We start from the raw sequence: 21,559 nt of genomic DNA, 5'->3' as shown, positions 1-21,559 counted from the left end.
TCGAGGTTCGTAATATTTGTTTTTATTTTATGTGGAATTGAAATAAATGTCAATGTTTTTAACTGTTTTTTCAGATTAGAAAGAAAATTACCTTCAAAATGGAAATTTTTTGTGATAGATTAATAAATAGAAAAGTAATTTTACATAAAAACCCATTGTGATAAATATATTTATCTATAATGGGTGTACAGCTAACGAGGGGGAGAACGATGAGAAGACGAAATACGCAAGCGTTCACGTTTTTAGCATGGACTTCATTTGTTTGTGCGCTTTCAGGAATGCTAATTGGGATTTACACGTTAGATGAAACGCTTAGTGTAAAAGGGTACTATTTAATCGGAACATTATTTTTAACGATGTCTTGTTTTGTATTACAAAAAACAATTCGTGATAATGAGGAAGATAACGAGAGATTTCCGAAAAATAAATCGTTAGATAAAGAGTAAATTGTAAAGAAAGGCATTTGCCTTTCTTTTTTTATGTAAAAATACCGTAAGTGCCGTGTGTTGACTTGCTTGAAGTACTGAAAATTTGGTATCATCAATAGTATTGTAGATTGAACGATATATTATGGAGGTGGCCTAGCCGTGTCAAGAATTTCCGTTGAGAATGTAAAGCACGTAGCACATTTAGCACGTCTTGCAATTACTGATCAAGAAGCAGAAAAATTCCAAAAACAACTAGATGCAATTGTTACATTTGCAGAACAGTTAAATGAATTAGATACAACTGATGTAAAACCAACAACTCATGTATTAACTATGAAAAATGTTATGCGTGAAGATGTGCCAGAAAAAGGTTTACCAGTGGAAGAAGTATTAAAAAATGCACCGGATCACAAAGATAATCAAATCCGTGTTCCAGCAGTATTAGAATAGAGGAGGGAATTTCGATGTCATTATTTGATCATTCTGTATCAGAGTTACATAAGAAGTTAAACAACAAAGAAATTTCCGTTACGGATTTAGTAGAAGAATCTTACAAACGTATTTCGGATGTTGAAGATAACGTAAAAGCTTTTCTTACATTAGATGAAGAAAATGCACGCGCGAAAGCGAAAGAATTAGATGCAAAGATTGGTGCTGAGGATAATGGTTTATTATTCGGTATGCCAATTGGTGTAAAAGATAACATTGTAACTAACGGTCTTCGTACAACTTGTGCGAGCAAAATGTTAGCAAACTTCGATCCAATTTACGATGCGACAGTTGTACAAAAGCTAAAAGCTGCTGACACAGTTACAATTGGTAAATTAAATATGGACGAGTTCGCAATGGGTTCTTCAAATGAAAACTCAGGCTTCTACGCTACAAAAAATCCATGGAACTTAGATTACGTTCCAGGCGGATCTAGTGGTGGTTCTGCAGCAGCAGTAGCAGCAGGAGAAGTATTATTCTCTCTAGGTTCTGATACGGGTGGTTCTATCCGTCAGCCAGCTGCATATTGCGGCGTTGTAGGTTTAAAACCAACTTACGGACGCGTATCTCGTTACGGATTAGTAGCATTCGCATCTTCACTTGACCAAATCGGACCGATTACACGTACAGTAGAAGACAATGCATACTTATTACAAGCTATTTCAGGTATTGACCGTATGGATGCAACTTCTGCAAACGTTGAAGTAGGAAACTACTTAGCTGGTTTAACAGGCGATGTTAAAGGTTTACGTATTGCTGTACCGAAAGAATACTTAGGCGAAGGTGTTGGCGAAGAAGCTCGTGAGTCAGTGCTAGCTGCTTTAAAAGTGTTAGAAGGTATGGGCGCAACTTGGGAGGAAGTATCTCTTCCACACTCTAAATACGCTCTAGCAACGTATTACTTATTATCTTCTTCTGAAGCATCTGCGAACCTTTCACGCTTTGATGGCGTACGTTACGGTGTTCGTTCTGATAATGTAAATAACTTATTAGATCTTTACAAAAACACACGTAGCGAAGGTTTCGGTGATGAAGTAAAACGTCGTATTATGCTTGGTACATTTGCTCTTAGCTCTGGTTACTATGATGCATATTACAAAAAAGCACAACAAGTACGTACATTAATTAAAAATGACTTTGAAAATGTATTTGCTAACTACGATGTTATTATTGGACCAACAACGCCAACTCCAGCATTTAAAGTAGGCGAAAAAGTGGACGATCCAATGACAATGTATGCAAATGACATTTTAACAATTCCAGTAAACTTAGCGGGTGTTCCAGCGATTTCTGTTCCATGTGGATTCGGTGCTAACAACATGCCACTTGGTCTACAAATCATTGGTAAACACTTCGATGAAACGACGATTTACCGCGTTGCACATGCGTTTGAGCAAGCAACAGACTATCATACAAAAAAAGCAAGTCTGTAAGGAGGCGAGCATAGATGAATTTAGAAACAATTATTGGGTTAGAGGTTCACGTTGAGTTAAAAACAAATTCGAAAATTTTCTCTGCGAGTCCAACAGAATTCGGAGCGGAGCCAAATACACAAACAAGTGTAATTGACTTAGGATACCCAGGGGTACTTCCTACTTTAAATAAGGAAGCAGTTAACTTTGCAATGAAAGCTGCAATGGCATTAAACTGTGAAATCGCAACGGAAACGAAGTTTGACCGTAAAAACTATTTCTACCCAGATAATCCGAAAGCTTACCAAATCTCTCAATTTGATAAGCCAATTGGTGAAAATGGTTGGATTGAAATCGAAGTAGACGGTAAAAAGAAGCGTATCGGTATTACACGTCTTCATTTAGAAGAAGATGCTGGTAAATCAACGCATGCAGCTGACTGTTCATTAGTAGACTACAACCGTCAAGGTATGCCTTTAATCGAGATCGTATCTGAGCCAGATATGCGTACTCCAGAAGAAGCATATGCGTACTTAGAGAAGTTAAAATCAATCATTCAATATACAGGTGTATCTGATTGTAAGATGGAAGAAGGTTCTCTTCGTTGTGATGCGAATATTTCACTTCGTCCAGTTGGACAAGAGAAGTTCGGTACAAAAGCAGAACTGAAAAACTTAAACTCTTTCACTTACGTGCAAAAAGGTCTTGAGCATGAGCAAGTGCGCCAAGAAAAAGAATTATTATCTGGTGGTATCATTCAACAAGAAACACGTCGTTATGATGAAGCAACGAAGAAAACAATCTTAATGCGTATAAAAGAAGGATCTGACGATTACCGTTACTTCCCAGAGCCAGACTTAGTTGAACTTTACATCGACGATGAGTGGAAAGAAGAAATTCGTGCTTCTATTCCAGAACTTCCAGATGCACGTAAAGCTCGCTATGTTGAAGAAGTTGGCTTACCAGCTTATGATGCGCATGTATTGACATTAACGAAAGAGATGTCTGATTTCTTTGAAGCAACAGTTGCAGACGGTGCTGATGCGAAATTAACATCAAACTGGTTAATGGGTGAAGTACTTGCATACTTAAACAAACAACAAAAAGAATTAAAAGACGTTGCATTAACGCCTGCTGGTTTATCTAAAATGGTTCAATTAATTGAAAAAGGTACAATCTCTTCTAAAATCGCGAAGAAAGTATTTAATGAATTAATTGAAAAAGGTGGAGACCCAGAAGAAATCGTTAAAGCGAAAGGTCTGGTTCAAATTTCTGACGAAGGAACACTTCGTAAGGTTGTAACAGAAATTCTTGATAATAATGAGCAATCTATTGAAGACTTTAAAAACGGTAAAGACCGTGCAATTGGCTTCTTAGTTGGTCAAATTATGAAAGCTACAAAAGGACAAGCAAATCCACCGCTTGTTAATAAAATCTTACTTGAAGAGATTAATAAGCGCTAAAAAAAGAGAAGAATTCTTATTTTTGAACGCTAAAATAGTATAGACTCTTAAAGATTAAACAGAAAAAACACCCGTATTTGGGTGTTTTTTCTGAGTTAATCAAACGTTTGTTTAAATGGTGAAAAATAATTTAAACAAACGTTTGATTAACTGTCAAAAGTGAAAAAATGTTTGTATAGCAACTATGGTATGATAGTTGCAAAAAGGTGGGAATAATGATAAATCTAGACATAGAGGTTTTTTTCATCTCATGAAATAATAGATAATTATTATTCGTTATATGTAAATTGTTGTGAGGAAATAGATGGACATAAATTTTTTTGTCAAATAAAACAAAACCATTGAAAATGAATAGTTACTTTTGATGGGCTACACGAATCGGGTTCTTACTGCCTGTTTGAGCGGAATTAAAGAAGGATAGGAAGATGAGAGGAGGTAAGCATAGGGATACTGAATAAGGGTTCGGTGTATTCGTTTTTCAATGAATAAGGAATTTCCTGTGCTAATAAATGATGAAGCGAGCAAGAATTATTTATAATCCTACTTCTGGGCGCGAGCTATTTAAGAAGAGCTTACCAGAAGTATTACAAAAATTAGAACAAGCTGGATATGAAGCGTCTTGTCATGCGACAACTGGTCCTGGAGATGCGACTGTGGCAGCGAGGCAAGCTGCGGATCGTAAGTTTGATGTTGTTATCGCAGCTGGTGGTGATGGTACGTTAAATGAAGTAGTGAACGGTTTAGTAGGACATGAGCATCGTCCAAAGTTTGGAATTATTCCAGTTGGAACGACAAATGATTTTGCGCGTGCGATCGGTGTACCTCGTGTTATTGAAGAGGCTGCGGATATTATTTGTGAAGGAACAACGGTACCGTTAGATCTTGGTAGAGCAAATGATACATATTTCATTAATATCGCTGGTGGCGGCCGTATTACAGAATTAACATATGAAGTACCAAGCAAGCTAAAAACGGTATTAGGCCAACTTGCTTACTATTTAAAAGGAATCGAAATGTTACCATCATTACATCCAACATATGTTGAAATTGAGTATGATGGGAAGTTGCTACAAGAAGAAATTACGATGTTTTTAATTACGAATACTCGTTCAGTTGGTGGATTCGAAAAAGTAGCACCATATGCATCTATTAACGATGGATTATTTGATTTATTAGTACTGAAAAAAGGTTCTATCGCTGATTTAATTAAAGCAGCAACACAAGCGCAGCGTGGGGAACATATTAACAATCCGAAAGTACTATATACACAAGCGAATCGTATTAAAGTGCATTCACCTGATAAATTAATGATCAACTTAGATGGTGAATATGGCGGAGACGCACCGATGGAATTCGAAAATATATATCATTGTCTGGAACTATTTGTTCCTGAACACCAAGAGGATGCCCTGTAAAGGCATCTTTTTTTTGCTTTCACCTCACTATTTGCGAGCAATAAGATTCCCCCACTGATTAAAGGTTCTCTATGTGCAGATGAATTGTAAATTGTAAGTTAGTTTGATTTTTATGGTATTTTTACAATCCGTTTATTTTATATCCATATTTTATTGATACACTGGAAGAGATAAGAAATGAGAGGTAGGGTGCTATGGAGAAGGTAAAAGCAATACTATTTGATAAAGATGGGACATTAATGGATTTTCATTCAATTTGGATAAAAGTAGCTGAAGAGCTTGTTGCAGAATGTATAAATTTATATCAATTACCAGAATCAATGCAGCAGGCTTTATTAAAAGAGATTGGCGTAGATGGAGCATTTGTTCATCCGCGTAGTGCGCTCGCTGCTGGAACGAGTCTTGATGTGGCCAAGGGGCTTTGTAAGTATATTGCATCATCTAGAGAAGAAGAGATGCATCAATGGGTGAGTGAAAAGTTGTTTGCTCTTATGTACGAGCATCGTTCACATATGAGAATGACGGCAGATTTACCGAAAGTTTTACAAGCGTTAAAGGATAGAGGGTTTATTCTAGGTGTCGTTACAGCTGATGATTTCGCGCCGACAGAATTATTTTTAAAGCAATATCAATTGGAAGCTTTTTTTGATTGTGTTATAGCTTCAGATACATTTCCAGCACAGAAGCCAGATAAAAAAATTGTAGAATCGTTTTGTGAGAGATTTAATTTAGAGACATGTGAAGTAGCAGTCGTCGGGGATACACCGACGGATTTATATTTAGCGAAAAATGGTGGCGACTGTTATGCGATTGGCGTACTATCTGGTACGGGTGATCGTCAAACGCTAGAACCACTTGCAGATTTAGTATTACAATCTGTTGAAGATTTAATTTCTCATTCAGGTGAGTTTATTTGGGAACAAGGAAAGTCTAATGTATAAATGAATAAGTCTATAAGGACTCTATATGAGTCTTTATAGACTTATTTTTTTATGCCGAGATAGTAAGAGAATGGGATGAATACTAGAAAGAGGAAGTTGGCATACATCTTGCAATATAAAGAGAAAACATTGTATAGAAAAGGATGGGGTACACAATGAACACAAAAAAATTTGCTAAAGTAAATGAACAAATTCCTGGACCGAAAGCAGCGTCTTTATTAGAACGCCGCCAAAATATAGTACCAAAAGGAGTAAGTAACGGCATCCCAACGTTTGTACAATCTGCAAATGGTGCACTCGTAACAGATGTGGATGGAAATCAGTACATTGATTTCGCAGGAGCAATTGGGACAATTAATGTAGGACACTGTCATCCAGCTGTTAAAGAAGCGCTTCATAAACAAGTAGATCAATATATTCATACTGGATTTAATGTGATGATGTATGAGCCATATATTGAATTAGCGGAAAAGCTTGCCGCAGTAGCACCAGGTAATTTCGATAAACAAGTGCTGTTTTTAAATAGTGGGGCAGAAGCGGTTGAAAATGCAGTGAAGATTGCTCGTAAATATACGAAGAGACCTGGAATTATCGCATTTTCTAAAGGATTTCATGGGCGTACATTAATGACAATGACGATGACAAGTAAAGTAAAACCATATAAATTTGGATTTGGCCCATTTGCTCCAGAAGTATATAAAGCGCCATTCCCATATGAATACCGTCGCCCAGAAGGTTTAACAGAAGAGCAGTATGATGACTTTATCATTGAAGAGTTTAAGAACTTCTTCATATCAGAAGTAGCACCAGAAACAATTGCAGCAGTTGTAATGGAACCTGTTCAAGGGGAAGGCGGATTTATCGTTCCAAGTAAGAAATTCGTTCAAGAAGTACGCAGCATTTGTTCAGAGCACGGTATTTTATTTGTAGCTGATGAAATTCAAACAGGCTTTAGTCGTACTGGAAAATACTTTGCAATTGATCATTATGATGTCGTTCCAGACTTAATTACGGTATCTAAATCATTAGGTGCTGGTGTACCGATAAGTGGCGTGATTGGACGTAAAGAAATTATGAATGAGTCTGCACCGGGAGAACTGGGCGGAACATATGCAGGAAGCCCACTAGGATGTGCGGCTGCATTAGCTGTGCTTGATGTAATAGAAAAAGAGAAATTAAATGATAGAGCGATAGAAGTAGGGAAAGTCGTAATGAACCGATTCCAAGAGATGAAAAACAAATATAATTGCATCGGTGATGTGCGCGGCTTAGGGGCAATGTGTGCATTCGAGCTCGTTCAAGATCGCAAGACGAAAGCGCCTGATAAAACATTAGCGTCTAATTTATGTGCAGAGGCAAATAAGCATGGATTACTTCTACTATCAGCAGGAACATATGGAAATGTTATTCGTGTTTTAATGCCATTAGTGATTACAGATGAGCAACTTGAGGAAGGTTTAACAATAATTGAAGAATCATTGCAAGCTTGTTATGAGCAAGCAAATATCGCTCGTGTATAAAGAATTGGGATAACTTAAAAAAGGGCATAAAGCTTTTCTTTTTAGGCGAAAGAGAGCATCTGGCCATGCATAGAATCGGTCAGCCCCTTTTCCTGCCCCATGCCAAGCTAAAACAAAGTGAGGGTGTGGTTGCGATGGCATTCTGTATTTTTCAAGGCAGCGAATTATGTGTTGAAAAATATAAATAGATTTGTATAAATAACAAATTGAAAACATTCTAGCTTACTCTATATTAAATGCAGAAAATTCACTTTATAATAAAGGTAGTGAAGTGAATCGATGGATTTGAAGTAAGGGGTGGCTAGGATGGTTGCAGAAAAGGAACGAGTGTTGATGGATTTACAAGATGTATTTGAATATGCATTTGACGAAATTTTTGTTACGGATGATAAAGGAATCGTTGTACGTGTAAATAGCATGTGTGAAAGACATTACCAGCTCTCTGCTAAGGAATTAGTAGGAAAGCATGTAAAAGAACTACAAAAAGAAGGGATTTTTTATCCATCTGCAACGTTAGAAGTAATTGAAAAGAAAAGGCCAGTTGAACTTGTTCAAACAACGAAATCAGGAGAGTATTTGCATGTTCGTACAAGGCCTGTTTTTGATGATGAGGGAAATTTAAGAAGAGTGATTAGTTATTCTCGTGATCTTACAGAACTCTATCAATTACGTCAAAAGGTAGAGGAAATGGATAATCAGTTAAAAACATATAAAAAAGAATTAAGAGAAACATATGAACACGAAGGACTTATTTTTAAAAGTATCGCTATGCAAAAAATAATCGAAACAATAAAAAAAGTATCAGTAGTAGATAGTACTGTTCTCGTATTAGGTGAGACTGGAGTGGGGAAAAGCCGATTAGTACGCCATTTGCATGAAGTGAGTCACCGGAAGAATGAAAGTTTCTATGAAATTAATTGTGCGGCATTGCCGACGAATTTAATCGAATCTGAGCTTTTTGGATATTCAGGTGGGTCTTTTACAGGTGCAAATCGTGAAGGGAAAAAGGGGCTATTAGAATCAGCGCATAAAGGAACTCTTTTCTTAGATGAAATTGGTGAAATGCCGCTTGAAATTCAAGCGAAGCTTTTGCAAGTATTGCAAGAAAAAACGTTTCGTCCTATAGGCGGAAGAGAATTAAAAAAGGTGGACGTTAGAATTGTAGCGGCAACAAATAGAGATTTAAGTACGATGGTGAAACAAGGAACATTCCGGAAAGATTTATACTATCGTCTGAATGTCATTCCAATTTCAATTCCGCCACTTCGGGAGAGAACAGAAGACATTTTGCCGCTCATCTATCATTATTTACAGCATTTTAATAAAAAGTACGGACGTGATGTGAAGTTAGCACCTAGTACGTTACAAATGTTTGTAGGGTACCCTTGGGAAGGAAATAACAGAGAGATTGAAAATGTAATTGAACGAATTGTTATCACTGCTGATGATTTTGTAACGGTAGAAGATTTGCCACTATCTATGCAAGAGGCCACAGTTGAACAATCCGGACAAAGTCTTTATAGAATGCTGGAAGAGGTAGAGAGAAATATTATTCTTAAAGCGTATAAAACGTATGGATCAAGTTATAAAGTGGCTGAGTTTTTGCAAATAAGTCAATCTGCTGCTACTAGGAAAATTAAGAAGTTTATAGAGGAGGAAGAAAACATTGGATAAAAAAGCGACGTTCGTAAACTTAGATAAAAAAGCGATGTATATAAATGGTGAGTGGATTACACTGCAAGAACAAATCGAAGTGAATAATCCAGCGACAAAGGAAGTATTTGCAACTGTGCCAAAGGGCGGGATTACAGAGGCAAAGCAAGCAGTTGATGCTGCACATGAAGCCTTTAAATTATGGTCAAAATTAACGGCAGCGGATCGCGCAGTAAAGTTAAAAAAATGGTTCACGCTCATTGATGAAAATAAAGAAGAAATTGCAGCAATCATGACGAGAGAGCAAGGGAAGCCGTTTGCAGAAGCACTTGGTGAAGTGAATTATGCAAATAGTTTTGTTGAATGGTACGCAGAAGAAGGAAAGCGAATATACGGTGAAATGATTCCTGCTTCTCATCCGAATAAGCGTATTTTAGTTATGAAGCAACCAGTTGGGGTTATGGCAGCTATTACGCCTTGGAATTTCCCGGCTGCTATGATTACGAGAAAGGTAGCTCCAGCACTTGCAGCAGGCTGTACGGCAGTTGTGAAACCAGCGAGTCAAACGCCATTAACTGCATTGAAGTTAGTTGAATTAGCACATGAAGCAGATATTCCAAAAGGTGTAATAAATATTGTAACAGGTAGTGCAAAAGCAATTGCTGATACGTGGATGGAAGATGAGCGTGTTCGAAAAGTTTCCTTTACAGGATCAACTGAAATTGGAAAAGAATTAATGGCTAGCGCTGCGCAAACGATGAAAAAGGTTTCGCTTGAATTAGGTGGTCACGCTCCATTTATTGTTATGAATGATGCTGATTTAGATAAGGCGGTAGAAGCGGTAATTGGTTCGAAATTCCGTAACGCAGGACAAACGTGTATATGTACAAACCGCATCTTTGTTCAAGAAGAAGTGTATGAAGAATTTGCAGGGAAGTTCACAACAGCTGTAGAGCAGCTGAAAGTTGGAGATGGATTCGGCGAAGGAACAACTGTAGGTCCACTTATTGATGCGAATGCAGTTTCGAAAGTACAAGAACATATTGAAGATGCAATTCAAAAGGGCGGAGAAGTTTTATACGGTGGCCATAAATTTGCAGAGTTAGATGGTTATTTCATTCAGCCAACGGTAATTGGATTGGCAAATGACACGATGCTTTGTATGAATGAAGAAACATTTGGACCGGTTGCACCAGTTGCGAAATTTAAAACAGTTGAAGAAGTAATCGAACGAGCAAATAATACACCATATGGCTTGGCTGCTTATATTTTTACAAAAGATATTAGCCAAGCATTCCAAATTAGTGAAGCGTTAGAGTACGGAATTATCGGCTTAAACGATGGCCTTCCATCAGTTGCACAAGCACCATTTGGAGGCTTTAAAGAAAGTGGTATCGGCCGTGAAGGAGGCCATTTCGGTATCGAGGAATATTTAGAAATTAAATATATTTCGTTAGGACTATAAGTAGTATACTAGAATCTCTATAAGGTAACAGAGAAGGAGATTCTAGTATGGTATATTGGCTATTATTACTCGTAACAATTATTTTTGAAGTAGCTGGAACGATTGCGATGAAGTTATCGAACGGTTTAACAAAGCTTGTTCCAAGTGTACTTATTTTCGTATTCTATGGAATTTGTTTCAGCGTGTTTGCTATCGTTGTTAAAAAGATTCATTTAAGCATTGCTTATGCAATTTGGTCTGGTGTGGGAACGCTACTTATTACAATCATTAGTGTGTACTTTTTTAAAGAGCATATTAATTTATTCCAAGCATTTTGTATTCTCTTTATTGTTTTAGGCGTAATTGGACTGAAAGTGTCATCGGCATCATAAAAGGCTATCTTCCGGCGTGGAAGATAGCCTTTTATTTTTATTAAAACGCCCAGTTACCTTTGCGGAAGATCGGCTCATGTCTTCCATCAGCTGTAATGCCGTCGATATCAAGCTCAGCTGATCCAATCATGAAGTCTTCGTGTGTAATACTAGCGTTTGCGCCATTTTCAGCAAGTTCTTCTTTAGACATTGTTTTTCCGCCAACTAAGTTAAATGCATAAGCATTTCCGATTGCAAGGTGGCAAGATGCATTTTCATCAAATAGCGTATTGTAGAATAAAATATTTGTGTTTGAAATTGGTGAATCATGAGGTACTAAAGCTACTTCGCCTAAGAAGTGAGAACCTTCATCTGTTTCTACTAAATGTTTTAAAGCCTCTTCACCAGATTCAGCTTTATAGTCTACGATACGTCCGTTTTCGAATGTTAATGTAAAGTTATCGATAATATTACCTGCAAATGCTAATGGTTTTGTGCTAGATACTTGGCCGTTCACACCTGTTTTAAGAGGCATTGTAAATACCTCTTCAGTTGGAATGTTAGCCATAAATGCTACGTTCTTTTCATTTAAGCTACCAGCACCAGCCCATACATGCTTCTCTGGAAGTTCGATTGTTAAGTCTGTTCCAGGGCCTGTATAGTGAAGAGCTTTATAATGTTTTTCGTTTAAGTAATCTACTTTTGTATGTAGTGTTTCATCATGTTCTTTCCATGCTTCCACAGGATTTTCTAAATCAGCACGAGTAGCTTTGAAGATAGCATCCCATAGTTTTGTTTCTTGTTCTTCTGGCGCTACGTCAGGGAATACTTTTGCAGCCCATTCTTTCGTAGGAACAGAAATTACGCACCAGCTTACTTTATCTGCTTGTACATAATCACGGTATACTTTCATCGCTTCTCCAGCTACTTTATGAGCTGTTGCAATTTTCTTTGGTTCTACACCTTTTAATAGATCAGGATTCTCTGCATAGATGGACATAAATGCAGCGCCTTCTTTTGCTAATTCTTCACGAGCATGTGCTTTCCAAGAAGGGAATTCAGAGAAAGCTTCTTCAGGAGCTAGATCGAACTTTAAGCGTGTTAACGTCTCATCATTCCAATCAACATATACGTGTTTTGCACCAGATTTATATGCTTTTTCTGTAACGAGGCGTACAAACTGTACAGCCTCAAGAGGTGCACTGATTGATAAAGTTTGTCCGGGTTGAATATTAACACCAACATTGACTGCAAGGGCAGCATATTTCTCTAACGTTTGTTCAAATGACATATGTATAATCTCCTTTATTTTGAAAGATTTCTTACTATATATAATACAAGAAAATTCTAAAAATATATATAAATATAACGTAAAAAGAGAGCTCAAAATGTATTGAGCTCTAATAGTTATTTAATCGAAGAAGCAAATTGTTCTACAGTCGTTGTATGGTGTATGCGAACACGCTTCATTTTTAACAACTCATCAGGTTCACCCTTCGTAATGAATTGTCCAGGCTTCGTTGTTGTTGCAAATTGATAGTGTTTCTTTGTTTCTGCGACAACTTTATCATCTACATGACCGAATGGATAAGCAATTGCGATAACAGGCTTACCTGTTATTTTTTCTAGCTTTTCTTTTGATCCTTTTAACTCTTCGTCATAGTTTGTAATTTTCGGCAAGTCTGCGTGTGTTGCTGTGTGAGATTGTACAGAAAAAATACCTGAATCAACCATTTCTTTTATTTCTGATGTAGAAAGAGCTCCTTCTACATCAACGTTATCAACAATCATATATTCTGTTGCCGCTGGTTTAAATGTATCGTCTTTTAGTTTTTGTAAAACATGAAATGCATTCATATTATTTTTCATACCGTCATCAAATGTAACGAAAATCGGCTTGTTTACTTTATTTATATCGCCCCAGCGTTCAAACGTTAACAAAGTATAACCATTTTCTTTTAAATACTTCATTTGTGCTTCAAAGTTAGCAGGCGATACGAATAAATCTTTAATACCTTGTCCATGATAATCATCAATTGCGTGATACATAAGAACAGGAACTTTTTGCTCGAAAGTAATAGTAGATTTCGTAAGTGGAATAGTTTTTCCGCCCTCTGTTGTTCCTGTAGCTTCAATTTGATATTCACCGCGTTTTCCTTCAAATTCTTTTATATCAAAGGGAAGTGTAAATTGTTGATTTTTCTCTTTAGAAGAAAAGGATTTAGCACTTTCCTTTCCATCAGCAGTGCGCCAAATTTTATATTGTACTTCGGTTAAAGAATCTTTTATGTCTGTAATATGAATATTTGCGTTTGTAGATTCGTGCGTAATTGGATTATAAGAAATTTTACCTTGTTCCCGCACCGTCTCTTCTTGTTTCTTAACCTCTTGAACCTTTTTCTCTTTTGCAGGTTCTGGGCTAGCATTATTTGTGTTACAGCCTGCTAGAATGGCAGACGTACATAAAGCAATTGCTGCGTATTTTCTCATAAAATCACCTTCTATTGTGTATTATGTTGCATACTTACATTAAAATCCCCACCTCTGTAAGAGAGGTGGGGATATACCCTTGTTCATCATATCATTTTTAGATATGGGATAGGTTAGTGACTTTGAATAGAGGTATTCTTTCGTTTTTTATTAGAATTGATAATAATATAACCGACTACAAAGATAAGAGGAATAATGAAGACATAGATAGGCATTCCCCATAAATAATAGCTTTTCATGGTCAAGACTAGTAAATGTAAGAAGTCGAAAAGGGCGTGAGCTTTCATAATATCCTCCAATATATTTTTACAAATTATAACATTTTCAATTTGTAATTTGTATATTTTGGTAAATAATTTAAGTTAATTTTAAAGTAAGAGAAAGGTTTATTAATATGCAATTTTGCATATTTAGAGTAGTTTCTATTAAAATATCAGGATCTTGGACTATAATAAGAACCGCTATAAATGTAAGTAAGAATGATGTACGGAGTGGAGAACAGAAATGAAATATAAAAAACTAGTATATATCCTTTTCATATCGCTATTCATAGTCGGTTGTCAAAGTGAAGTGAGTAAAGCGAATAGTGTGGAGGAGTATATTCCACCGCATCTTATGAATGCGGAAGTGACGGCGGATATTATGACGATTGAGATGGATCCAGATGCTCTTAAAAAGGTAGGGAATATTGGTCAAAGAATGAGAGAGCATCTAGTGAATAATATGGAATGGTATTTAAAATACGTAGAAGAGCATGCAGAGAAAAAAAGTGTTCCATATCATCCTAATTTCGGTGTTACAAAAGAAGAGTATGAGTTTGTACTAAATGCAATTGATCAAAGTAAATTGGTTAATACAAAGGATGGAAAGCTGAAATTCAAGAAAAAAAGTGACCATGAAGTAGAGATTTTTTCAAGTGAAAGTATAAAACTTCTTAAATATATAGTTATTGATACGGAGAAGAATACAGTAAAAACATCTCTAGGCGAATGTGAATATTTTGGAGAAATACTGGCATCGCCAGAACAGAAGTTAACTGGTCCTTGGCACGGAAAACAATGGATGTTAAAAAAAGATGACTTAATATATATGTTTTCTTTAGGGAAAATGGAAACAGGAAATAAATCAATTATTGATATTTCGGTGAAAGGTGAATATAAGGGAGAAATTATTAATAAGGAAGAGATATTAGAGTTTTCTTCAGTTTCTTAAATGATAATAAAAAAATCACCTTGCTGTCTAAGCGAAGGTGATTTTTTATTAAATAAACAATCCAGCGATTGTTGCAGATAAAATAGAAGCAAGTGTTGATGCAAATAGCATTTTCCAACCAAATTTTGATACGATGCTTCCTTGTTTTTCAGAAAGGGCACGGATTGTACCAACAATCGCACCAATTTGGCTAATACTTGCGAAGCTAATTAAGAATACTGTAACGATTCCAACTGTACGTGGAGCTAATGTTGCAGTAGCGCCTTTTAAATCAAGGATTGCTACAAACTCGTTTAATACAATCTTCGTACCCATAATACCACCAGCTGGGATAATATCTTGAGTTGGAATACCCATTAAGAATGCGAATGGAGAAAGTATATAACCGAAGATTTGTTGTAAAGTAACAGCATATCCCATTGCACCTGAAGCAGCGCTAATTACGTAGTTTACAACTTCCATAACACCAATGAAGGCAATCATTAACGCAGCAACGATACCAGCTACTTTTAAACCATCAAGCGCACCGTTAATCATAGCGCCGATAAGGCTATCTCCGAATAGGTTTCTATCAAATTTTTGAACCACTTCGTCTTCTTTTTTCGTATCAACTGGTGTTAATAATGAACAAACGATTAAGCTTGAGAATAAGTTTAGCGGAAGAGCCGCTAATACATATTTCGCATCTAACATCATAACGTATGATGCTGTTACAGAGGCAGAAACTGAGCTCATTGCAGAACAACAAATGATAAACATACGGTTTTTATTAAAATGTTGTAAATCATTTTTAATAACGATTAACGCTTCACTTGAACCAAAGAATACAGAATTTACTGCGTGGAATGATTCAACGCGTGGTAAACCAGTAATTTTTGAAAGTGCACCGCCGACAATACGAACGATGAATGGTAAAACACCTAAATAACTAAAGATAGAAAGTAGTGCTGAGAAAAATACGATAATTAGTAATACGTTTAAGAAAAAAACAAAATCTCTTTGAATTCCATTAAAGAGAAAATCGACACCTGTCGTACCAAGTTTAATTAGTTTGTTGAAAACTTTACTAATGAAGATGATAATTTGCTGTCCGATCTTTGTGCCAAACATAAACCAACCGATTAAAATTTGGAAACTAATCATAATAGCAATTGCACGGAAGTTGATTTTACTTCTATTGTTTGACAAAGCAAAGCATAAACCTAAAACGACAATAATACCGATAATGCTCATTACATATTGCATGTAGTTGCCCCTTTCAGAAGTTCGTATAAAGTTTTTACATAAAACGCTCGTTATATTACTAAAAATAAAGTAATGGAAGTTTCATGTCATACGTAAGATGTCTGACCTTTTTGAAAAATAAAAAAAAGACCCCTATGGATTCACTTTCATCTATGAGAGAAAGCTAATCAATAGGAGTCTTTTTTATACATAGGCTAATATTCATTAGTTTTCCCCATAGTCCAGCAATTTAAGGTTGCCGGGTAGAAACTCTCGATCCATATTATCGACTATATATGAGGTAACATCGTCCGTATTAAATTAGTAGTAGCGTAACATTACTAGAGAACTATCGTCAATAGCTTTTTTTCTTCCAATAGAAATAGACCATATAAGTATGATAAAATGTAACGCAGTGTTATGAAAAAGAGAGGTCGGAAAATGAGTATAAAAATGACGCCACCAGTTGAAAAAAACGAGTTTATAGATGTAGTGTTTGAAGATTTAACACATGATGGTGCCGGTGTTGCGAAAGTGAAGGGATATCCTATTTTCGTAAAAAACGGATTACCAGGTGAGGAAGCGCAAATTAAAATTATTAAAGTGAAGAAAAATTTCGCGTTCGGTCGTTTAATGAAGCTTCATCAAGAAAGTCCATATCGTAAAGATGCAGAATGCCCCGTGTACAACGAGTGCGGAGGTTGTCAACTTCAGCACTTAACATATGAAGGACAATTAAAAGCGAAAGAAAAACAAGTACGTGACGTTATGCAGCGCATCGGTGGATTAAGTGATGTTCCTGTTCATCCTGTACTTGGAATGAAAAACCCGTGGGTATACCGCAATAAAGCACAAGTGCCAATTGGAGAACGTGAAGGTGGACTTGTAGCTGGTTTCTATCGTCAAGGAACGCATGACATCATTAATATGGAATCATGCTTAATTCAGGCGGAAGAAAACGATACATTAATTCAAGAAGTAAAACGTATTTGTGAAAAGTACGGTATTTCGGCTTACAATGAAGAGCGTAATAAAGGAACACTTCGCCACGTAATGGCTCGCTACGGACAAGTAACAGGGGAAATTATGCTTGTCTTCATTACACGTACAGCTGAACTGCCAAATAAAGAAGCAATCATTGAAGAAATCGCAGCGAAATTCCCAGAAGTAAAATCAATCGTTCAAAACGTAAATACGAAACGTACAAACGTTATTTTCGGAGACAAAACGACAGTACTGTACGGATCAGAATATATTTATGACTTTATCGGTGACATTAAATTTGCGATTTCAGCACGTTCATTCTATCAAGTAAACCCAGAACAAACGAAAGTGCTATACGATAAAACGTTAGAATACGCAAAATTAAATGGTGACGAAACAGTAATCGATGCCTATTGCGGAATCGGATCAATCTCCTTATTCCTAGCGCAAAAAGCGAAAAAAGTGTACGGTGTTGAAATTGTTCCAGAAGCAATCGAAGACGCAAACCGAAACGCAGCACTAAACAACATGACAAACGCTGAATTTGGCGTAGGAGAAGCAGAAGTAGTCATTCCAAAATGGTACAAAGAAGGCGTAATCGCCGACACAATGGTCGTAGATCCACCGCGTAAAGGCTGTGACGAAGCATTACTAAACACAATCATCGATATGAAGCCAAAACGCGTCGTATACGTATCATGTAACCCCGCAACATTAGCACGCGACTTAAAAGTACTAGAAGAAGGCGGATATAAAACACAGGAAGTACAACCTGTTGATATGTTCCCTCATACTACTCATGTGGAGTGTGTGGCTTGGCTTAAGTTGGTATAATAAAAAAGCAGTTGATATAGAAAAAATCTATACCATCTGCTTTTTGGTTTATAAAAATACCATTCAGCAACGATTTTAGTTAAAATGAATATTGCTGATTTTCACAAAATATAAATGCCCAAATGTACTTTTGCTATTTGGCTTTATATTTTTAAATTGAGAGTTTGAAATTGTATTCATATTGAGAGGATTTGAATTTGAAATGATAGATAATTTTTGGAATGATTTACCACGACCATTTTTCGTACTTGCACCCATGGAAGATGTGACAGACGTTGTTTTCCGTCACGTAGTAAGTGAAGCTGGTAGCCCAGATGTATTCTTCACAGAGTTTACAAACTCGGATAGCTATTGTCATCCAGAAGGTATGAAAAGTGTACGTGGCCGTTTAATTTTTACAGAAGATGAACAACCGATCGTGGCGCATATTTGGGGAGATAATCCTGAATATTTCCGTCAAATGAGTATTGGTATGGCAGAATTAGGATTTAAAGGCATCGATATTAACATGGGTTGCCCTGTACCGAACGTAGCATCAAGAGGAAAAGGTAGTGGTCTTATTCTACGTCCAGACGTTGCGGCAGAACTTATTCAAGCAGCAAAAGCAGGCGGACTACCTGTCAGCGTAAAAACACGACTGGGCTTTAAAGAGTTAAGCGAATGGGAAGATTGGTTAACGCATATTTTCAAACAAGATATCGCAAACCTTTCTATTCACTTACGTACAAGAGAAGAAATGAGCCAAGTCGATGCGCACTGGGAACTAATTCCGGAAATTAAAAAATTGCGTGATCGCATTGCACCAAATACGCTAATAACAATCAATGGAGACATTCCTGACCGTCAAACTGGAATGGAACTTGCTGAAAAATACGGTATTGATGGCGTTATGATCGGACGAGGTATCTTTAAAAATCCATTTGCTTTTGAAAAAGAGCCAAGAGAACATAGCAGTCAAGAACACCTTGATCTTCTAAGACTGCAGCTTGATCTTCAAGATCAATATGCAGAAGTACTACCACGTTCAATCACAGGGCTTCATCGCTTTTTCAAAATTTATGTAAAAGGATTCCCTGGAGCTGCTGAACTAAGAAATCAATTGATGAACACGAAATCAACTGATGAAGTGCGTGCGTTGCTTGATAAGTTTGAGGCGAGTGTTAATGTGGTAGAAGGTAGTGAAACAGTGTAACTTTTGAAAGTTACACTGTTTCATTTTAATTAAGGTGAACCGTATCATAAGTAAGTGAGGTATTCTATGTAAAAAAGGGTAAGAAAAGAATACAGGAGAAAAGTGAAAATGGTAGGTTGGTCTTGATTTTCAATGATAGTATCATTTTTATTTTATTATGCCTATAATTGGAGGCCATGTGAATGTTAAGTGATCAGGCGAGATATTCTAGGCTCGCGAATATAACAAAAATAATAAATACAAAATTAGAACTACGTGAAGTATTGCAGCGTGTAACAATGGCGATATCAGAGGAGATTGTTAAGTGCGACGCTGTTGGAATTTATTTACCCCAGGAAGATGGAACATTTAGAGGGTTTGCAGGAAAACCAGAGACAATAAATGGCGTAACGCTCGATACTCAGGTAATTGATCCTGAAATAGACTTACTGGCAAAAGAAGTTATTGAAACCAAAAAAACCATTTATATTCCTGATACATCAAAGGATCATCGGCCGGATCCGAGACCAGTTGCTGCGTTCAAAATTAAGTCCTTATTAGCTCTACCTATCTCATTTGGGCAAGAGTTATTTGGTCTGGTTTTTTTATTTGATTATGGAATTCCAATGAATTTAACAAATTCAGAAATTCAAAGTGTTGAAGCTTATGTAAATATGGCTGCGGTCGCAATTCAAAACGCAAATAATTTAACACAAAAGGAAAATCTTATTTCCGAGAAGCAGCTGTTACTAAATGTTACCCGTGATTTATCAATGTGTTCCTCGATACAGGAGAGTTTTGATAAATGTTTTCTTTACTTAGGACAGATTTTAGAGAGTAAAAACATGGCTGCCCACCTTTTAGACCCGCTAGACAAAACAACGATTAAAACAACGAAGTTAAGCAAGGATTGTTATTGGACAGAAGCGGATTGGGTGGAGAAAAGCTATGAAGCCAAGATCCAAGAGGTTATTCAAACAAAAAATATAGATAGTAAGGGTCTACTGATGATTCCATTGGTTTCAATGGGAGAAGTATTAGGGGTAATCGTCGTTGGCAAAGAGGGAAAAGCTCACAATTATGATAATTCCCAAATGCAACTGGCAAAATCTATCGTTGATGCCACAGCACCTACGTTTTCCAACTTGTTATATATGGATCGACTTGAAAGCATGGTGGAAGAGCGAACGAGAGAACTAGCTGTTGCTAATGAAAAGGTTACAAGTGTGATTGAAAGTATTACGGATGGATTTTTTACTTTGAATAATACATGGGAATTCACGTACGTAAATAAGCATCAATATTTTCCACAAAGAAAAACAGCAAAAGATGTATTAGGCAAGAATATATGGGAGATTTTCCCGAGTAGCGTTGAAGAAGTTATGTATAAGGAACTTCATCGTGCAATGTCAGAGCGAACTACAGTTTATTTTGAATTTTTTTCTACCTCTGATGAATATTGGCACGAAGTTATTGCATACCCGTATGATGATGGTATTTGTTGTATTTTTAAAAACATAACGGAAAAAAAGCAATATGAGCAGGAATTGAAAAGGTTATCGAACATAGATTTAATAGGGAAAATGGCAGCAGGTATCAGCCATGAGATTAGAAATCCAATGACAACAGTACGAGGGTTTTTGCAGTTATTAAAAGAAGAGCCCACCTATGGGAAACATAATAAGCACTTTAATTTAATGATTGAAGAACTTGACCGTGCCAATTCTATTATTACTGAATTTCTCTCAATGGGTAATACAAGGAAATCGGATTTGCAGATGTTAGATTTAAATTCAATTATCCGCGATATTATTCCTTTAATAAAGATTGATACGTATAATCAAAATAAATATATTCGAGTTGATACAAATGATATTCCGGAATTACTTTTAAATCGTAATGAGATACGGCAATTATTAATCAACTTATACCGTAATGGCTTAGAAGCGATGGACACAGAGAAAGTTCTAACTATTAGCACCTACAAAGAAGGTCGAGATTGTGTGGTGCTTGCAGTGCGGGATCAAGGAAAAGGTATCAGGCCTGAAGTATTAGAGAAACTAGGTACTCCATTTTACACAACCAAAGATAATGGAACTGGATTGGGGTTAGGTGTATGTTATGCCATTGCTGCCCGGCATAATGCGAAAATAGAAATTCAAACAGGCTCGGAAGGTACTACCTTTTTTGTTAAATTTAATTATGAAAATAATGAACAATAACCTCATTTAGATTAGTTACGGTGAACCGTATCACAAATAAAAAGAAAAACCTAAGTAAACACAATCAATATATTTCACCTGAATTTTGCGTAACATTCATGTTTGAGTTGCCCACTAAATTAGAGTTGCATAAAAAGAAATGGACCAACCTATATCAGGTTAGTCCATTTTTAAGTGTGTTAATTAATAGTAAATCCCCATCCGTAATTTTGCGCGATTATCCCACACTTTTTTGCTGTTTTAAAATCATCCCCAAAAGCATTAATCCACCTAAGACTACAAAACC

Annotated in this window: 17 protein-coding genes and 1 riboswitch; of the genes, 14 read left to right on the top strand and 3 right to left on the bottom strand. The window is 36.5% G+C overall.

Annotated elements, in window-relative coordinates:
• Window positions 1-209: 209 nt before the first annotated feature.
• From MR155_RS19840 to MR155_RS19795, 10 genes are all read left to right on the top strand, one after another.
• Window positions 210-446 (top strand): YiaA/YiaB family inner membrane protein, encoded by a 237-nt coding sequence (locus tag MR155_RS19840; RefSeq protein ID WP_002029490.1) that lies wholly within the window; start codon window positions 210-212, stop codon window positions 444-446.
• A 141-nt stretch (window positions 447-587) separates the two neighbouring features.
• On the top strand, window positions 588-878 hold the full coding sequence (gatC, locus tag MR155_RS19835) for an Asp-tRNA(Asn)/Glu-tRNA(Gln) amidotransferase subunit GatC (RefSeq protein ID WP_000086999.1): 291 nt from the start codon (window positions 588-590) through the stop codon (window positions 876-878).
• Window positions 879-892: 14 nt separating this feature from the next.
• Window positions 893-2,350, top strand: coding sequence for an Asp-tRNA(Asn)/Glu-tRNA(Gln) amidotransferase subunit GatA (gene gatA / locus MR155_RS19830; RefSeq protein WP_002139408.1), 1,458 nt, complete (start codon window positions 893-895; stop codon window positions 2,348-2,350).
• 14 nt (window positions 2,351-2,364) lie between these two features.
• Window positions 2,365-3,792: an Asp-tRNA(Asn)/Glu-tRNA(Gln) amidotransferase subunit GatB gene (gatB, locus tag MR155_RS19825; RefSeq protein WP_219300458.1), complete on the top strand. Its 1,428-nt coding sequence runs from the start codon at window positions 2,365-2,367 to the stop codon at window positions 3,790-3,792.
• A 509-nt stretch (window positions 3,793-4,301) separates the two neighbouring features.
• The gene (locus tag MR155_RS19820) at window positions 4,302-5,207 is read left to right on the top strand and encodes a diacylglycerol kinase (RefSeq protein ID WP_002010051.1); all 906 of its coding nucleotides are present in this window, start codon (window positions 4,302-4,304) and stop codon (window positions 5,205-5,207) included.
• Window positions 5,208-5,401: 194 nt separating this feature from the next.
• Window positions 5,402-6,148 carry an HAD family hydrolase gene (locus MR155_RS19815; protein ID WP_002029491.1) on the top strand — a complete coding sequence of 249 codons (747 nt, stop codon included), beginning with the start codon at window positions 5,402-5,404 and terminating at the stop codon, window positions 6,146-6,148.
• A gap of 155 nt (window positions 6,149-6,303) precedes the next feature.
• Window positions 6,304-7,668 (top strand): 4-aminobutyrate--2-oxoglutarate transaminase, encoded by a 1,365-nt coding sequence (gabT, locus tag MR155_RS19810; RefSeq protein WP_016103209.1) that lies wholly within the window; start codon window positions 6,304-6,306, stop codon window positions 7,666-7,668.
• A 306-nt stretch (window positions 7,669-7,974) separates the two neighbouring features.
• A complete protein-coding gene (locus MR155_RS19805) occupies window positions 7,975-9,342 on the top strand; it encodes a sigma-54 interaction domain-containing protein (RefSeq protein ID WP_002029493.1) in 1,368 nt (455 codons plus the stop codon).
• Window positions 9,335-10,786 carry an NADP-dependent succinate-semialdehyde dehydrogenase gene (gene gabD, locus MR155_RS19800; protein ID WP_002139416.1) on the top strand — a complete coding sequence of 484 codons (1,452 nt, stop codon included), beginning with the start codon at window positions 9,335-9,337 and terminating at the stop codon, window positions 10,784-10,786. Before MR155_RS19805 ends, gabD begins: the two co-directional genes overlap by 8 nt.
• Before the next feature lie 47 nt (window positions 10,787-10,833).
• Window positions 10,834-11,157, top strand: a complete 324-nt coding sequence (locus tag MR155_RS19795) for a DMT family transporter (protein WP_000263259.1) — start codon at window positions 10,834-10,836, stop codon at window positions 11,155-11,157.
• A 40-nt stretch (window positions 11,158-11,197) separates the two neighbouring features.
• Here MR155_RS19795 and MR155_RS19790 read toward each other — a convergent pair whose 3' ends face one another.
• Both MR155_RS19790 and MR155_RS19785 read right to left on the bottom strand, forming a co-directional pair.
• Window positions 11,198-12,427, bottom strand: a complete 1,230-nt coding sequence (locus MR155_RS19790; protein WP_002010058.1) for an aminopeptidase — start codon at window positions 12,425-12,427, stop codon at window positions 11,198-11,200.
• A 116-nt stretch (window positions 12,428-12,543) separates the two neighbouring features.
• A complete protein-coding gene (locus tag MR155_RS19785; RefSeq protein WP_242310900.1) occupies window positions 12,544-13,626 on the bottom strand; it encodes a polysaccharide deacetylase family protein in 1,083 nt (360 codons plus the stop codon).
• 504 nt (window positions 13,627-14,130) lie between these two features.
• On the opposite strand from MR155_RS19785, the gene MR155_RS19780 reads away from it, so the two are divergent.
• Window positions 14,131-14,838, top strand: coding sequence for a hypothetical protein (locus MR155_RS19780; RefSeq protein WP_242310899.1), 708 nt, complete (start codon window positions 14,131-14,133; stop codon window positions 14,836-14,838).
• 48 nt (window positions 14,839-14,886) lie between these two features.
• Here the strand turns inward: MR155_RS19780 and MR155_RS19775 are convergent, their stop codons facing one another.
• Window positions 14,887-16,083: a NupC/NupG family nucleoside CNT transporter gene (locus tag MR155_RS19775; protein WP_242310898.1), complete on the bottom strand. Its 1,197-nt coding sequence runs from the start codon at window positions 16,081-16,083 to the stop codon at window positions 14,887-14,889.
• A 197-nt stretch (window positions 16,084-16,280) separates the two neighbouring features.
• Window positions 16,281-16,382: riboswitch (purine riboswitch) on the bottom strand.
• 121 nt (window positions 16,383-16,503) lie between these two features.
• Here MR155_RS19775 and rlmD point away from each other — a divergent pair.
• The 3 genes from rlmD (at window position 16,504) to MR155_RS19760 (ending at window position 21,273) form a co-directional block, all read left to right on the top strand.
• Window positions 16,504-17,880 carry a 23S rRNA (uracil(1939)-C(5))-methyltransferase RlmD gene (gene rlmD / locus MR155_RS19770; RefSeq protein ID WP_242310897.1) on the top strand — a complete coding sequence of 459 codons (1,377 nt, stop codon included), beginning with the start codon at window positions 16,504-16,506 and terminating at the stop codon, window positions 17,878-17,880.
• A 202-nt stretch (window positions 17,881-18,082) separates the two neighbouring features.
• Window positions 18,083-19,072 (top strand): tRNA dihydrouridine synthase, encoded by a 990-nt coding sequence (locus tag MR155_RS19765; RefSeq protein WP_219300444.1) that lies wholly within the window; start codon window positions 18,083-18,085, stop codon window positions 19,070-19,072.
• A gap of 182 nt (window positions 19,073-19,254) precedes the next feature.
• Entirely contained in the window at window positions 19,255-21,273 is a 2,019-nt protein-coding gene (locus tag MR155_RS19760; protein WP_242310896.1) for a GAF domain-containing sensor histidine kinase, read from the top strand.
• Window positions 21,274-21,559: the final 286 nt, after the last annotated feature.

Origin of the sequence: Bacillus cereus group sp. BfR-BA-01331, from assembly GCF_022663915.1 — a bacterium.
Classification (GTDB): domain Bacteria; phylum Bacillota; class Bacilli; order Bacillales; family Bacillaceae_G; genus Bacillus_A; species Bacillus_A mycoides.
This window is presented reverse-complemented; position numbering and strand designations above follow the sequence as displayed.